Raw genomic sequence first — 14,122 nt, 5'->3', positions numbered from 1 at the left:
GCCGCGGCGGCAGTGGGACAGACTTGCCGGCCGCGTCGAGCTGGAGGATGGAGCCTTGTCAGAGATCGACCCGACCGACCACGCGCTGGCGACCATCGCCAGCATTCTGGAGCATCCCGAGCCCGTTCTCGTGGTCCGCGACACCGCGACGGAGACGGCGGCCGTCGATGAGTATTCGGTCGCAGACGAGCATCAGGCCTCCGACGAGCATCCGATGGTCGAGGAGCAGCCGCTGGTGCCGGAGCATCCGGCCGATGCCGACGGCTACAGCAAGGTCGGCCCTGGACCGATGGTGGCGATCCGCCTGAAATGGACGGTCCATCGCGGCGACGACGGCCAGTATTACGTGCACGAGACCATCGGGGAGCAGTCGGCCCCCGTCATCAGCGGACCCATGACCAGCGAAGCCGCGGTGCATTTCGTCGACGAGCATGAAAGCGAGGCGCACCGCCGCTTCGAGCTGCTGCGCAGCGAGATCGCCGGCCGCAGTTCGCTCGCCGACTACGAACGCAAGGGCGAAGCGTAAGCCAGCTTTGGGCCTAGCCTCTCCGTACCTCTCCCCGATGGGGAGAGGTCAACACCGGGCCTACTTCCTTCCTACTTCCTTCCAAGGAAATCCTTCTTCACGAGCTCGACGCCTGCGTGCCGCAACAGGTCGTAGGCCGTCGTGACATGGAAGAAGAACTGCGGAATGCAGTTGATGAGCAGCAGCGTCCGCCCGGTAAAGGGCAGCTCAGTCCCGTCCTTCAGCCTCCAGGCGACCTTTCGTTCCGCAGCCGCGTCGATCTCGGCGCGCGGCAGGCTCTCGATGAATTCAAGCGACGTTGCGATCCGCGCCTGTAGGCCGGCCATGTCGTGTTCCAGCGCCGGCAGCACGACCGGTTCGCGACCTGCCAGCAAGGCCGAGGTGGCCGTGGCGTGGCGGCAGGCCTCACCGACCTGCTGCGCCAGGTCGTACATGTTCGGCGCCAGGCGCATGCCGAGCAGGACCGCGGGATCGAACTTGCGCCTCTCGGCATAGGCGACGCCCTTGTCGAGCAGAACGGACAGATTGCGCAGGTAAGGCACGAAGAGGCCCACCGAGGCCTCGTACATCGAGATCGACACTTCGGCAGTCCTTTCAATTCCGCCTCGCCAGCGACGGGCATCTGGTCTAAATCCACCTCTCACGAGCTGCACAATGACAGCTCGGGCAGGGGTGGAAAAGAGATGATCGTTCGAATGACGGTTCGAATTCTTGCGGCCTCGGCCGTGATGGTGCTGGCAAACCTCTCGGCTTACGCCCAGCAGCCGGCGCCCTCGCGCCTCGACGAGATCATCAAGCGCGGCACGTTGCGCGTCGGCATGACCGGCGACTACAAGCCCTTCACCTATCTGGACAAGACCACGCAGCAGTTCTCCGGCTTCGACGTCGACATGGCGGAGGCGCTGGGCAAGGCGCTCGGCGTCAAGGTCGAATACGTCGCCACGGCCTGGCCGAAGCTGATGAAGGATTTCGAGGCCGACCAGTTCGACATCGCCATGGGCGGCGTCTCTGTCACCCTCGACCGGCAGAGGAAGGGCTTCTTCTCGATGCCGATCATGCGCGAGGGCAAGACGCCGATCGCGCGCTGCGCCGATGTCGGCAAGTACCAGTCCATTGCCGACATCGACAAGAAGGGCACCCGAATCATCGTCAATCCGGGCGGGACCAATGAGCGGTTCGCGCGCGCCAACATCAAGGAGGCCGACATCACCGTCTTCCCCGACAATACCGAGATCTTCCACGAGATCGCCAAGGGCAACGCCGATCTCATGATGACGGATGCTTCCGAGACCCGCTACCAGCAGAAGCAGAATTCCGGCGTGCTCTGCGCGGTGCATCCGGACAAGCCGTTCGACTTCTCGGAGAAGGCCTACTGGCTGCAGCGCGACATGGCGCTGAAGGCCTTCGTCGACCAGTGGCTGCACATCTCCATGGAGGACGGCAGCTACAAGAGGATCTACGCCGCCTGGTTCGACTAGCATCATGCGATACGTGATTGCGCTCGCTGCCGTGCTTGCGATGGCCGGATTTGGCGGTGCCTACGGGCAGACGCCCTTCACGCCTGCCACAGGCCCCGCCTGCAAGAACCAATCCAAGGAGGGATTCGGGCTCTGGACCTGCCCGGGCCCGGCCGGCTACGTCGTGCGCTTCGCCGATGAGGGCAACATCGTCTCGCTGACGATCGCGCCGAAGCGTGCAATCGAGAAGGTCCAGGGGCCGACGGCGCAATGGCGCGGCGCCGGCAAGGCCTTTGGCGACAAGGTGCAGTGGATCATGCGCGCCGGTGTCCCCAGGGCTGCGGTGATCCGCACCTGGAGCCGGGTTGGCGACGACGAGCGCGAGGTCCAGGAGCTCTCGGTGTTCGCCGTCAATGGCGAGAAGGCCTGCCTCTTCGGCGCGGTCGAGATTCATACCGACAAGGCCAACGAAGCCGCGCTGGCCCGCGCCGCGCAGGCCGCGGAGGTGGGGTGCCCCGAGAAGTAGGATGCGGTCGCGGCGGCTGGTCGCATCCGCCCCGTCCAACTCTGGACCGAGTTCGGCATTATTGAACCCGGGACCGCCGCAAGGCGACTCATACCGTGACAGTGATCTAGATCACTTTTCGCAGATGAACCGGGGCGTAAGCGTCGGTGCGGGGACCACCTGTTCGGGAGACGAAAATGAGGAAGCTGTTGGCCACGGCCGCATTCCTTTTGGCGAGCACAGCCGCGCAAGCGCAGTACACTTTCGAGTATGGCGGGCGGACCATCCGCATCGATCCCGATCGCGGAACGGTGCAGATCCCCGGCGTGTACGACAACACCGGCCAGGGCAAAGCCAAGAAAGCCAAGAAGAACGACACCAAGCCGGACCAGCAGGCTCCGCAACAAGCCAAGGTCGATCCGCAAGCGCCGGCCGTACCGGCGCCAGCTCCGGCTCCGGTCACCGTACCGCCCACAGCAGAACAGGCGCCTGCGGCGCCCGCCCCTGCGGCCGCCGCACCACCGCCCCCGGCGCCGGTTGCGCCGCCTCCGGCTGCGACCGCCAGCACCGCCCCGGCTGAAGACGCGATGGTGCCGCCGCCCCAACCGGCTCCAGTCGCCGCCCCGACGGCGGCCGCAGTACCGCCCGCACCGCCCGCACCACCTCCGGCGCCAGCTCCGACGGTGGCAGCCGCACCTCCGCCGCTGCCCCCGCCACCCGCGCCAGCACCCGCCCCTGCTCCCGTTCAGGCCGCTGCCGTCGCACCGCCGGCGCCCGCCGCCGCGCCCGCGCGCGATCTCAATTCACCGCTTGGCGTCTGGCTCACCGAAGAGAAGGAAGGCAAGGTTCGCATCGAGCAGTGCGGCAATAACCTCTGCGGCTATTCGGTCGACAGCAAATCAAACCAGAACGGCGAACAGGTCCTGATCAACATGAAGCCCGGCAAGGACCAGAAATGGTCCGGCCGCATCCTCGATCCCAACAGCGGCTCGACCTACGATTCGACGATCTCGCTGAAGGGAGGCGACCGCCTGCGCGTGCAGGGCTGCGCCTTTGGCGGCATGTTCTGCGGCGGCCAGACCTGGACGCGCGTGAACTGAGTTCGAACGCGACACCTTCGAGACGGACAATCGAGACAGATCAGGGGCCCGTGATCCGGGCCCCTTTGCTTTTGCGCCGGACGCCGCTCCGATGTGCGTCATCTCACAGAGCGCGCGGCGCGCGTGACAGCCCTCACATCAAAAGTTCCGCGCTGCTGACACGATCCCTACATGGTCAACCCAAGGGGCGTGTCATGAATGGATTTCACAAAAGTCTCTTTGCCACCATTGTCGCCATCGCCGTCCCGCTCACGCAGGCGGATGCCGCGGGCTCGACGTTCGACGGCACGTGGAACGTCCGCATCTCGTCATCGAGCGAGACCTGCGGCAACGGCGCAACCGTCGCGATCGGGATCAGCAACGGTCAGATCGCATCGAGCAGCGCCGCGGTGACGGCATCGGGCCGCGTCGCGGATGCCGGCAACATCAACGTCACCCTGGGGGCCGGCATCAAGCACGCCGTCGGCTCCGGCCGGCTCAGCGGCACCTCAGGCTCCGGCACCTGGCGCGGCGCCATGTGCTCGGGGACGTGGACCGCGGAGCGGATGTAAGCGCGCCGGACCTTACCCGAGCGCAGCATTGTACTCCGCGTCGGTGACCGGCTCGAGCCAGGTCGAGAAGACGCCGTCGAGCGCTTCCTGCATGGCGATGTGGCACATGCTGTTGCCAGGCGTGGCGCCGTGCCAGTGCACTTCACCCGGCGGGATCCAGACGGTGTCGCCGGGACGGATTTCCTTGACCGGGCCACCCTTGGTCTGGACGCGGCCGACACCGGAAATCACGTAGAGCGTCTGCCCGAGCGGATGGTGGTGCCAGTTGGTCCGAGCGCCGGGCTCGAACGACACGCGCGAGACGTTGAGCCGCGCCGGCGCGGGCGCCATGTTGATCGGGTCCTGGAGCACGGTGCCGGTGAAGTGTTCCTTGGGCGCGCGGCGGGTCGGCCGCGTTCCTGCGAGCGTGATGTCCATGGTGTCCTCGTTTCCTGTTACTTCTTGCTGGCGGCGTAGCGCGCCTTGGTCTCGGCGTTCATGGGATAGAGGCCCGGCAGCACGGCGCCGTTGTTCACCTCGTTGACGATCCAGGCTTCCATCCGCTCCTGCTCGACGCCCTCGTTGAGGACATGGTCGAGCATCGCCTGCGGGATCAGCACGCAGCCGTCCTGGTCGGCGACGACGATATCGTTCGGGAACACGGCGACGCCGCCGCAGCCGATCGGCTCGCCCCAGCCGACGAAGGTCAGGCCGGCGACCGACGGCGGCGCGGCATAGCCGTCGCACCAGACCGGCAGGTTGGTGCCGAGCACGCCCTCGACGTCACGCACCACGCCATCGGTGACGAGCGCGGTGACGCCGCGCTTGACCATGCGGGCGCAGAGAATGTCGCCAAAGATGCCGGCATCGGTGATGCCCATGGCGTCGACGACGGCGATGCAGCCCTCCGGCATCGCCTCGATCGCGGTGCGGGTCGAGATCGGCGACGACCAGGATTCCGGCGTCGCCAGATCCTCGCGCGCCGGCACGAAGCGCAGCGTGAAGGCCGGTCCCACCAGGCGCGGCAGGCCCGGGCGCAGCGGACGGGCGCCGCGCATCCACACATTGCGCAGGCCCTTTTTCAGCAGGACCGTGGTGATGGTGGCAGTGGTGATGCCGGCGAGGGTCTTGCGGGCTTCGGGGGACAGCGACATGGACGAGAACGAGCTCCGGGGGTAGCGGGAAAGAACGGGCGCATCTTGCGAGCCGCAGCCCTTGCGTCAAGGGCCAAGAGACTGACTGGAACGCAGGGCGCCCGCGCTGTTATGCGACGCGATAACAAGGCTTTATCGCCACCCCCTGCATTAATTTATTGGACTTGCGGGCGCATTTACGCGAAGCAGGATGACGCGGAGCTCAAGGTCGAGCCCGCGCTTTTCCAAAGGCCCGAATTCGACATCTCATGGCCGCGACGCTTCCCCCGCCCCGCCTTCTGCCCAGTGGCGACAGCGCCGTCACGGTCGAGTTCAGCCGCACCATCGACGACGCCGCCAACGAGCGCGTGCTCGCGCTCGACAAGGCCCTCGCAGCCAGCCCGATCGAGGGCGTCTCCGAGACGATCCCGACCTATCGCTCGCTGCTGGTGCATTACGATCCCGGCACGATCGGCTTCGACGCGCTCGGCGATAGACTGCTTGCGCTCGCCAGCCAGAAGCTGCCACCGGCCACGAAAGCGCGGCGCTGGCGCATTCCCGTCGCCTATGGCGGCGAGCATGGCATCGACCTCGAGGACGTGGCCAAGGCGCTGAACACCACGCCCGATGACATCATCGCCCGTCACGTCGGCGGCGACTATCGCGTCGCCATGATCGGCTTCACGCCGGGCTGGTCCTATCTCAGCGGCCTCGACAAGTCCCTGCACATGTCGCGGCGGCAATCGCCGCGGCTGTTCACGCCCGCTGGCACCATCTCGATCGGCGGCATCCAGGCCGGCATCCAGTGCCTGGCCGCACCCAGCGGCTGGCACCTGCTCGGCCGCACGCCGGTGCGCACCTATCAGCTCCACCGTAACCCGACCTTCCTCACCGAACCCGGTGATCGCGTGACGTTTTTCGCCATCGACCACAAGACCTTCGACGAGCTGGATCGCGCCGCCGAGGCCGGCGAGATCATCGCCGAGCGGGTGGACGCATGAGCCGGCTTGTCGTCGCCAGCATCGGCCCTGCCAGCTCCGTCCAGGACGGCGGACGTCACGGCGCCCAGCGCTATGGCCTCACGGTCAGCGGCGCGATGGACCGGCTGGCGCTGGGCGCGGCGAACACGCTTGTCGGCAACGCGCCGTTCGCAGCCGCCGTCGAGATCGGGCCGTTCGGCGCCACCTTCACCGCCAGGGACGGCGCCGTGCGCGTCGCGCTATCGGGGGCGCCGCGCAATGCGGACATCGCCGGCAAGCCGGTGGCGATGGATACGTCCGTCACGCTGAAGGACGGTGAGACGCTGACGCTGGGTTTCGCCCGCGGCGGCGCGTTCACCTATCTCGCGATCGAAGGCGCCATCAAGGGCGAAGAGGTGTTCGGCAGCCTCGCGGTCAATGCCCGCGCCGGCCTCGGCAGCCCCTACCCGCGCCCGCTCCAGGCCGGTGATGAATTCACCGTCGATGCCGCAAGCGGCGCGCCGGAGCTGCGGATCGAGCTGCCGAAGCCTGTCAGCGGTCCGATCCGGGTCGTGCTGGGTCCGCAGGACGACGAATTCGACGACGCCAACAAGGCGCTGTTCCTAGGTAGCGAGTGGAAGATCTCGGCGACGTCGGATCGCATGGGCTACCGGCTCGAAGGCCCCGCGATCAAGCATCTGCATGGCCACAACATCGTCTCCGACGGCACCGTCAACGGCAGCATCCAGGTGCCCGGCAACGGGGCGCCGATCGCGCTGATGATGGACCGCGGCACCTCGGGCGGCTATCCCAAGATCGCGACCGTGATCACGGCCGATGTCGGCCGCCTCGCCCAGACCTCGGCGGGCACGGCGTTCCGCTTCAAGGCCGTCAGCATGGCCGAGGCGCAGGACGAGGCGCGCAAGTTCCAGCAATTGATCCGCACCCTGCCCGATCGCCTGCGCTCGGCCGACACGATCGAACTCAACATCGAGGCGCTCAGCGATGCCAATGTCGCGGGCCAGGCGGTGAACGCCATGGATGCCGGGACCTGGCAGGTCGCGGCGGAACCGTAGCAACGACAAGACCAAACGCGGAGAGCAACCATGAAGACGATCGATCTGAATTGCGACCTCGGCGAAGGTTTTGGCGCCTGGGAGATGGGCAACGATGCCGCCATGATCGAGCTCGCAAGCTCGGTCAACGTCGCCTGCGGCTTCCATGCCGGCGACCCCGACATCATGCGCCGCACGGTCGAGCTCGCGAAAGCGCGCGGCGTCTCGGTCGGCGCCCACCCCGGCTACCGCGACCTGCACGGCTTCGGCCGCCACCCGATCGCAGGGCTCAAAGCGTCCGAGATCGAGAACCTCGTCGCCTACCAGATCGGCGCGCTGCAGGCGATCGCGACCGCCGCCGGCCACAAGGTCACCCATGTGAAGGCGCATGGCGCGCTCTCCAACGTCGCCTGCGAGGACGACATGACGGCCAAGGCGATCGCCGACGGCATCAAGGCGGTCGATCCCAGCCTGATCTTCGTCGTGCTCGCCAATTCGAAACTGGTGAAAGCCGGCGAAGCGGCCAACCTGCCGATGGTGCACGAGGTGTTCGCCGACCGCGCCTATGAGGACGACGGCAACCTCGTCTCGCGCAAGAAGCCCGGCGCGGTGCTGCACGATGCCAAGGCGATCGCCGAACGCGTGGTGCGGATGGTGCAGGACGGCGCAGTGGTCTCGGTGACGGGCAAGGTCATCAAGATGCGCACCGACACGGTGTGCATCCATGGCGATACAAATGGCGCCGTCGAGATCGCGCGGACCCTGCGTCAAGCGTTGAAGGATGCAGGCATCGAAGTCGCCCCGTTCAAGCGCGGGGCGTGATCAAAACGGGTGCACCGACAGCGTGCCGAGCACGATCGCGGCGATGACGGCGAAGGCGCTGTAGAGGCCGATATGGGGGGCGCTCGCCTTGGCCCTGCGCGAGACCGATCGCGCATAGAGATGGAGCCTGGCTTCCGCCGACAATTCCCGGATGGTCGATTTCCAACGCACCATCTCCCGAGTATGAACGATCCAACACGACGGCTGTAAGACCGTCGTGCAAATAGCGATGGAAGCGCTTCCGTCGCCCGCTTTGCAGGAGAAAATTCTCCGCAGGTGCAGGTTCCGGGAATCCTATTCGTTAAAGTCCAAGCCAAATGGAACCGGTTCCGGGTCCACCCAGGCCAAACCTCGAAAACAACCCCATGCACAGTAGAACGCCGCCGCCGGCGCGACGCGCGGAAGTGGCGATTAACGCAGGCCTCGCCGCGCTTTAGTACACGTCAGCCTGGAAGCGGCCTGTCTTCTTGAGGTCGGCGACAAAGCTGACGGCCTCGTCGGTCGAGCGCGCACCGAACTGGGCGACGATATCGACCAGCGCGCGCTCGACGTCCTTGGCCATGCGCTTGGCGTCGCCACAGATGTAGAGATGCGCCCCTTCCGCAAGCCAGGTCCAGAGCTCGCGGCCGACCTCGCGCATGCGGTCCTGCACGTAGAACTTCTTCTCGCCGTCGCGCGACCAGGCCAGCGACAGGCGCGTCAGCAGACCGGAAGTCTTCATCGCGTTGAGCTCGTCAGAATAGAAGAAATCGCAATCGCTGCGCTGATGACCGAAGAACAGCCAGTTCTTGCCGGGTGCGCCGGTCGCCTTGCGGTCGAGCAGGAAGGCGCGGAACGGGGCAATGCCGGTGCCGGGGCCGATCATGATGATCGGCGTCTTCGGATCCTGCGGCAGGCCGAAACCGTGCGCCTTCTGCACATAGACCTTGAGCTTGTCGCCCTCCTTGATGCGCTCGCCGAGAAAGGTGGAGGCGACGCCGAGGCGCTTGCGCTTGCCGATGACGTAGCGCACGGAATCGACCGTCAGCGACAGCTTGCCCGGCGTCGCATTGTGCGACGAGGAGATCGAGTAGAGCCGCGGCTGCAGCGGCTCCAGCGCTTCGACGAAGGCTTCCGGGTGCGGCCGCGTGCCCGAAAATTTCTGCAGCGCGGCCATCACGTCGAGCACCGCGGCATCGCCATCGGGATCCTCACCTTGCGCCAGCGCCCTCGCCTTCTCGCGCTGTGCGCCGCCGGTGATGAAGGAGATCAGCTCGAACAGCGTGTCGGGCGCCGGCGACAGCGAGACGTCGTCAATCAACGCTTCGCGCAGCGTCTTGCCGTTGACCTTGGTGGTGTGGGACGCGCCGAGCAGCGCGATGATCTGGTCGACGAGGCCAAGGTCGTTGCGCGCGAACACGCCGAAACTGTCGCCGACGACGTAGTCGAGCTTGCTCTCGGAGAGGTCGAACTCGACGTGATAGGTCTCCTTCTCCGACTTGCCCTTGTTGAGCAGACCGCGCGACAGGAAAGTTGCTTCGGTCGGATTGTCGCGCGAGCGGCCTGGCTCGGCGATGGTGACGGTGACGGCGGGCGTGGCCACCGCGGCCGTCTTCTCGGGCGCTTTCGCCGCCGGCGCCTTGTCGAGCTCCTCGTAGAGCGATTTCAGCATCCGCGCGGTCTCCTTGCCGCCGGGAACGCACAGATTGAGCCGCGCCTCGCTGCGGCTCGCGATCGCCTCCGAATAGTCGTGGCAATTGTAGCCGCACTGGCCGCAATCCTGCTGCGCCATCGCCGCCATCATCTTGCGGCGCAGGGGGCGGCCTTCGGCGAGCTTCATGCGATCGGCGATCGGCATGGTCTGGTCGTGCCACGGCGCTTCGCCGTCGTCGCCGTCTCCAGCCATGACGGCAGCGCCCTGCTCCGCCGACAGCGGCGTTGCCACATCGGGCGACAGCAGTCCGGCAAAGAAGCCGTTCAGCCAGGAGCGCTGCGCTTCGGAGAACGGCGCGCTGGCGGGAATGATGTCGAGTTTCGGCGGAGGCGTGATCTGGTTCATGCGGACACCTGTGCATCGGCAAGCTTGCGCAGCGTCTCGCCGTCATGGCGGCGCGCAAAGGAGAGGAAGGTTTCATCGGGCGACGAACGATGGGCGAGATAGGCCTTGAGCAGCACCTCGACCGTCTTCGGCACCTCCTCGGCCTTGAGGTCGTGATAGACCTCCTGCCCGACATCGGCATCGGGGCCAAACCCGCCGCCCGTGAACAGATGATAACCCTCGACCGTGTCTTCCTCGTTCACAGCTACGCGTGCGCCGATCAGGCCGATGTCGCTGATGTAATGCTGCGCGCAGGAATGATGACAGCCGGTCAGATGGATGTTGACCGGCTTGTCCATCGCGACGCGCGGCTCACACCAATCGCCGATCTCGGCCGCGTTGCGCTTGGTGTTGGACGCCGCGAAACGGCAGCCGGCATTGCCGGTGCAGGCAATCAGGCCGGCGCGGATATGCGAAGCCTCGACCGCGAGGCCGATCTGCTTGATCGCGGCAATGGCAAGCTCGACGTTCTCGTCGCGCACGCCCGAGATCAGAAGGTTCTGCCAGACCGTCAGGCGGATCTCGCCGTCGCCGAGATCCCTCGCAACCTTGGCAAGGCCCCGCATCTGATCGCAGCTGATCTTGCCGAGCGTCAGCGAGACGCCGATCCAGTTGAGGCCATCCTGCTTCTGCTTGTGCACGCCGATATGGGCCATGCGATCCGCGGCAGGCCGCGGCGCGAAGGCCTCCTCCGGCACGCGCGCGAAAGGCGTCTTCAGCCGTTCCTCGACCAGCTTGAGGAAGCCGTCATGGCCCATCGCGTCGAGCACATATTTCAGCCGTGCCTTGTTGCGGTTGGTGCGGTCGCCGTGGTCGATGAAGACCCGCACGATGGCGTCCGCAACTGATGTCGCCTGCTCCGGCCTGACGATGATACCGGAGTATTTGGCAAAATCCTTGTGGCCGGTGATGCCGCCGAGCCCGAGGCGGAACCAGATTCCGGGCTCGACGCCGAAACCGTCCTTCACCTCATACGCCGTGAAGGCGATGTCGTTGGTCTCTTCCAGCACGGCGATCTTGCCGGCGCCGTCGAAAGCGACGTTGAACTTGCGCGGCAAGCCGTAGAGCGAACGATCGTTGAGGATGTGATAGTGCCACTCACGCGCATAGGGCCGCGTGTCGATGATCTCCTGCGGATCGATGCCGGCGGTCGGCGTTCCCGTCACGTTGCGGATGTTGTCGGCGCCGGAGCCGCGCGAGCACAGGCCGAGGTCCTGGATGCCCTCGATCATTCTGATCGCATGCTTCGGCGGGATTTCACGCAGCTGGAGATTGGCGCGCGTGGTCACGTGGCTGTAGGGGCCGCAGATCTCGTCGGCGAGATCGGCCAGACCCGACAGCTGCCAGTGCTTCATGATGCCGTTCGGGATGCGCAGGCGGCACATGTAGGAGTCCTGCGTCGGCGCGACGTAGAAGATGCCGTAATAGCGCCAGCGGAAATTGTCCGCAGGGCTCGGCGGGGTGTTGTCGCGTGCCTGCTGGCGAAGGCGCGGATAGGCATCGAAGGGATGCTCGTCGCGCTTGACCTTCTCCTGGTCAGCTAGCTTCTTGCCCGAAGCAATGACCTTGTCCTGCGCCTTGATGTGCACGGCATCGGGGCCAACAGGCTCGGCATTCGCCTTGCCGCCGCCGAGGCCGCGACCGACGCGGCTGATCTGCAGGCCGGTCGTGAAGCCTTCGAGATAGCGTTTCTGCTCGTCGGTAAAGTCGACTGAGACCGGATCGATTTTCATGGTCGGTAACGAAGCTCCTGCGGCCACCTGGGTGGCATCGACGGACAATTGCGCGACCCGCGGGAAACTCGGCTGGCTCAAGAGCCTGCTTCGCACCCGGCGGTCCGATCAGCTTCGTTGCTGTGGGACTTGGCTCAGCGGGCATCAATGACAAGCTGGCCGCAGTGCAACATACAAGTTGCGTGCCAGCCGCCGTGAAATAAAAAACGATGTTATTTCAGATGATTGCAGGGCGCCCCGGAAAAATCCGGGGGGCCGACCGTCACGAAATTCGAGCAGCCAGCTCAAAGTTTAATCGCTGTTCCCGGGCGCCTAAAAAGTATGCTGACTGCGAGTCAGGCCTTCCACCGACAGACCTCGAAGGCTTCGAGGTGCCCCCTGATGTTGTCGGGATCGAAGGCCGGGCCGACAAACGCGCCGAACGGGGCAGGCGCTTCGGCAGGCTGCTGATGGCCGAGGGCCGCGTCGTAGAGATCGGGCCTGAACACAGCCATCGCCGTCTTGACGCCATCAGGCGTCAGCGCCGTTTGGCCCCAGCGCACCATCTGTGCGTAGAGCCAGGCGGCCTGGACCGGGTCCGGGCGCCCTGCCCCTTCGCGCCCGACCAACAGATAGCGGTCGCTTTCGCGGAACATGCCGTCGGGCGAGATCTTCAGGCGGCCATCAAGGGTACGCTGGATCACTTCGGCATCGACGCCGATCCGGTCGGGTCGCGCCAGGATGTGCGCAGCCTCGGTCCGATTCTCCGGTTGCTCGATGAAGGCCGCGCCCTTGACGGCAGCCCGCACGAGGCTCGCGACCACATCCGGATTCTTGTCGGCCCAGACATGGCGAACCGCCAGCACCTTCTCCGCCGCACGCACGAGAATGTCGGAGACGAAATGCAGGATATGGCCGATGCCGAGATCGACCGCGACCGAATTCCAGGGCGCGCCGACGCAGAACGCGTCGACATGGCCGTTCCTGAGGCTGTCGACCATGTAGGGCGGCGGCAGCACCACGAGGCGTACGTCCTCGTCCGGATCGACGCCGGCCGCCGCCATCCAGAACCGCAGCTGGTAATTGTGGGTCGAGAACGGGAAGGTCATGCCGAAGGTCAAGGGATCGGCGCCCGCCTTCCGCCTGCTCGCAACCACCTTCGCCAGCGCCTTGGCGGTCGCCAGCGGATCGAAACGGTCGCCATCGATCTCCTGCATCAGCGCCGCATGCAGCGCCGGCGAGACCGTGATGGCATTGCCGTTGATGCCGAGATTGAACGGCGCCACGATCGGCACCTTGACATGGCCGAGCCCGAGCGAGGACGCGATCGCCACAGGCGCGAGCAGATGCGCGGCGTCGAACAGGCCGATATTGAGCTTGTCGCGGACGTTGGACCAGGACACTTCGCGCACCAGTTCGACCTCGAGGCCTTCGGCAGCCGTAAAGCCCTTGTCGACGGCGACGATCAGGGCGGCGGCATCGACCAGCGGGATGAATCCGATGCGGAGGGGAATGGTCATTTCAGCATCTCCGACGCGGTGATGATCGACTGCGCGATCTCGCCGATTTTCTTCTTTTCGCGCATGGCGGTGGAGCGCAGCAGCACATAGGCCTCGTCCTCGGTGAGACCCTTGACCTTCATCAGGATGCCCTTGGCCTTCTCGATGACCTTGCGGTCCTCGAGCTGCGACTTGGTGCGCTCCAGTTCCTCCTGGAGCTTGGCGAAGGCGTTGAAGCGGGACACGCAGAGGTCCAGGATCGGCTTGATCCGCTCCTTCTTCAGCCCGTCGACGATGTAGGCCGACACCCCCGCCTCGACCGAGGCCTGGATCGAGGCGGAGTCGCTCTGGTCGACGAACATCGCGATCGGGCGTTTCACGGCGCGGCTGACCTGGAACATCGCCTCCAGCACGTCGCGGCTGGGGTTTTCCAGATCGATCAGGATGATGTCGGGATCGACCGCATAAATGCGCGCGAGCAGGCTCTGCATCTCGGCGATATGGACAACTTGCGTGAAACCAGCCTCCCGCAAGCCCTCCTCCAGGATCGCGGCCCGCACCGGGCTCTCGTCGACGATCACGATTTTGGGCGACTGTTCGGCGCTCATGGCTCACTCGCGGCAGACGATTCATCCATAGCACGCCGGAACGCCCTGCAAAGGGTTGTAATTATGAGCAATTGGGATTAGCTGAGGCCTGTCAATCAGGCAGATTTGGATATGGATCAGACGGCTGCGCCCAAGGTCA

The 14,122-nt window shown here is 65.6% G+C and carries 16 protein-coding genes; 8 read left to right on the top strand and 8 right to left on the bottom strand.

The genetic code is table 11. The features are described from left to right. The first annotated feature begins 55 nt into the window (after positions 1 to 55). Positions 56 to 526 (top strand): hypothetical protein, encoded by a 471-nt coding sequence (locus G8O24_RS23705; protein WP_188103528.1) that lies wholly within the window; start codon positions 56 to 58, stop codon positions 524 to 526. A 71-nt stretch (positions 527 to 597) separates the two neighbouring features. Here G8O24_RS23705 and G8O24_RS23700 read toward each other — a convergent pair whose 3' ends face one another. Next, positions 598 to 1,095: a DUF1993 domain-containing protein gene (locus G8O24_RS23700; protein ID WP_188103566.1), complete on the bottom strand. Its 498-nt coding sequence runs from the start codon at positions 1,093 to 1,095 to the stop codon at positions 598 to 600. A gap of 126 nt (positions 1,096 to 1,221) precedes the next feature. On the opposite strand from G8O24_RS23700, the gene G8O24_RS23695 reads away from it, so the two are divergent. The 4 genes from G8O24_RS23695 (at position 1,222) to G8O24_RS23680 (ending at position 4,139) form a co-directional block, all read left to right on the top strand. Further along, complete coding sequence (locus G8O24_RS23695) at positions 1,222 to 2,004, top strand: transporter substrate-binding domain-containing protein (RefSeq protein WP_188103526.1); 783 nt, start codon at positions 1,222 to 1,224, stop codon at positions 2,002 to 2,004. Between the two features lie 4 nt (positions 2,005 to 2,008). Beyond that, entirely contained in the window at positions 2,009 to 2,509 is a 501-nt protein-coding gene (locus G8O24_RS23690; protein ID WP_244645966.1) for a hypothetical protein, read from the top strand. A gap of 176 nt (positions 2,510 to 2,685) precedes the next feature. After that, a complete protein-coding gene (locus tag G8O24_RS23685) occupies positions 2,686 to 3,588 on the top strand; it encodes a DUF2147 domain-containing protein (protein ID WP_188103524.1) in 903 nt (300 codons plus the stop codon). A 194-nt stretch (positions 3,589 to 3,782) separates the two neighbouring features. Then, on the top strand, positions 3,783 to 4,139 hold the full coding sequence (locus tag G8O24_RS23680; RefSeq protein ID WP_188103522.1) for a hypothetical protein: 357 nt from the start codon (positions 3,783 to 3,785) through the stop codon (positions 4,137 to 4,139). Positions 4,140 to 4,151: 12 nt separating this feature from the next. Here G8O24_RS23680 and G8O24_RS23675 read toward each other — a convergent pair whose 3' ends face one another. Both G8O24_RS23675 and G8O24_RS23670 read right to left on the bottom strand, forming a co-directional pair. Continuing rightward, entirely contained in the window at positions 4,152 to 4,556 is a 405-nt protein-coding gene (locus tag G8O24_RS23675; RefSeq protein ID WP_188103520.1) for a (R)-mandelonitrile lyase, read from the bottom strand. 17 nt (positions 4,557 to 4,573) lie between these two features. Further along, on the bottom strand, positions 4,574 to 5,272 hold the full coding sequence (locus G8O24_RS23670) for a ribonuclease activity regulator RraA (RefSeq protein ID WP_036012452.1): 699 nt from the start codon (positions 5,270 to 5,272) through the stop codon (positions 4,574 to 4,576). Between the two features lie 248 nt (positions 5,273 to 5,520). Here G8O24_RS23670 and pxpB point away from each other — a divergent pair, with 248 nt between their 5' ends. Genes pxpB through G8O24_RS23655 form a run of 3 tightly spaced genes read left to right on the top strand, consistent with a single transcriptional unit; the run spans position 5,521 to position 8,087 of the window. After that, entirely contained in the window at positions 5,521 to 6,252 is a 732-nt protein-coding gene (gene pxpB, locus G8O24_RS23665) for a 5-oxoprolinase subunit PxpB (RefSeq protein WP_188103518.1), read from the top strand. Continuing rightward, positions 6,249 to 7,286 (top strand): 5-oxoprolinase subunit C family protein, encoded by a 1,038-nt coding sequence (locus tag G8O24_RS23660; protein WP_188103516.1) that lies wholly within the window; start codon positions 6,249 to 6,251, stop codon positions 7,284 to 7,286. Before pxpB ends, G8O24_RS23660 begins: the two co-directional genes overlap by 4 nt. A gap of 30 nt (positions 7,287 to 7,316) precedes the next feature. After that, positions 7,317 to 8,087 (top strand): LamB/YcsF family protein, encoded by a 771-nt coding sequence (locus G8O24_RS23655; protein WP_188103514.1) that lies wholly within the window; start codon positions 7,317 to 7,319, stop codon positions 8,085 to 8,087. Here the strand turns inward: G8O24_RS23655 and G8O24_RS23650 are convergent, their stop codons facing one another. The 5 genes from G8O24_RS23650 to G8O24_RS23630 form a co-directional block, all read right to left on the bottom strand. Then, a complete protein-coding gene (locus tag G8O24_RS23650; RefSeq protein WP_188103570.1) occupies positions 8,088 to 8,258 on the bottom strand; it encodes a hypothetical protein in 171 nt (56 codons plus the stop codon). A 262-nt stretch (positions 8,259 to 8,520) separates the two neighbouring features. After that, the gene (locus tag G8O24_RS23645) at positions 8,521 to 10,125 is read right to left on the bottom strand and encodes a sulfite reductase subunit alpha (RefSeq protein ID WP_188103513.1); all 1,605 of its coding nucleotides are present in this window, start codon (positions 10,123 to 10,125) and stop codon (positions 8,521 to 8,523) included. Continuing rightward, a complete protein-coding gene (locus tag G8O24_RS23640) occupies positions 10,122 to 11,897 on the bottom strand; it encodes a NirA family protein (protein ID WP_188103562.1) in 1,776 nt (591 codons plus the stop codon). The genes G8O24_RS23645 and G8O24_RS23640 overlap by 4 nt, the downstream gene beginning before the upstream one ends. A gap of 335 nt (positions 11,898 to 12,232) precedes the next feature. After that, complete coding sequence (locus G8O24_RS23635; protein WP_188103511.1) at positions 12,233 to 13,396, bottom strand: CmpA/NrtA family ABC transporter substrate-binding protein; 1,164 nt, start codon at positions 13,394 to 13,396, stop codon at positions 12,233 to 12,235. Then, positions 13,393 to 13,983, bottom strand: coding sequence for an ANTAR domain-containing response regulator (locus G8O24_RS23630; RefSeq protein ID WP_188103509.1), 591 nt, complete (start codon positions 13,981 to 13,983; stop codon positions 13,393 to 13,395). Before G8O24_RS23630 ends, G8O24_RS23635 begins: the two co-directional genes overlap by 4 nt. Positions 13,984 to 14,122: the final 139 nt, after the last annotated feature.

It is taken from the genome of Bradyrhizobium campsiandrae (assembly GCF_014529705.1).
GTDB lineage: Bacteria > Pseudomonadota > Alphaproteobacteria > Rhizobiales > Xanthobacteraceae > Bradyrhizobium > Bradyrhizobium campsiandrae.
Note: the sequence above shows the minus strand (reverse complement) of the source record. Positions and strands in the feature narration are given on the sequence as shown.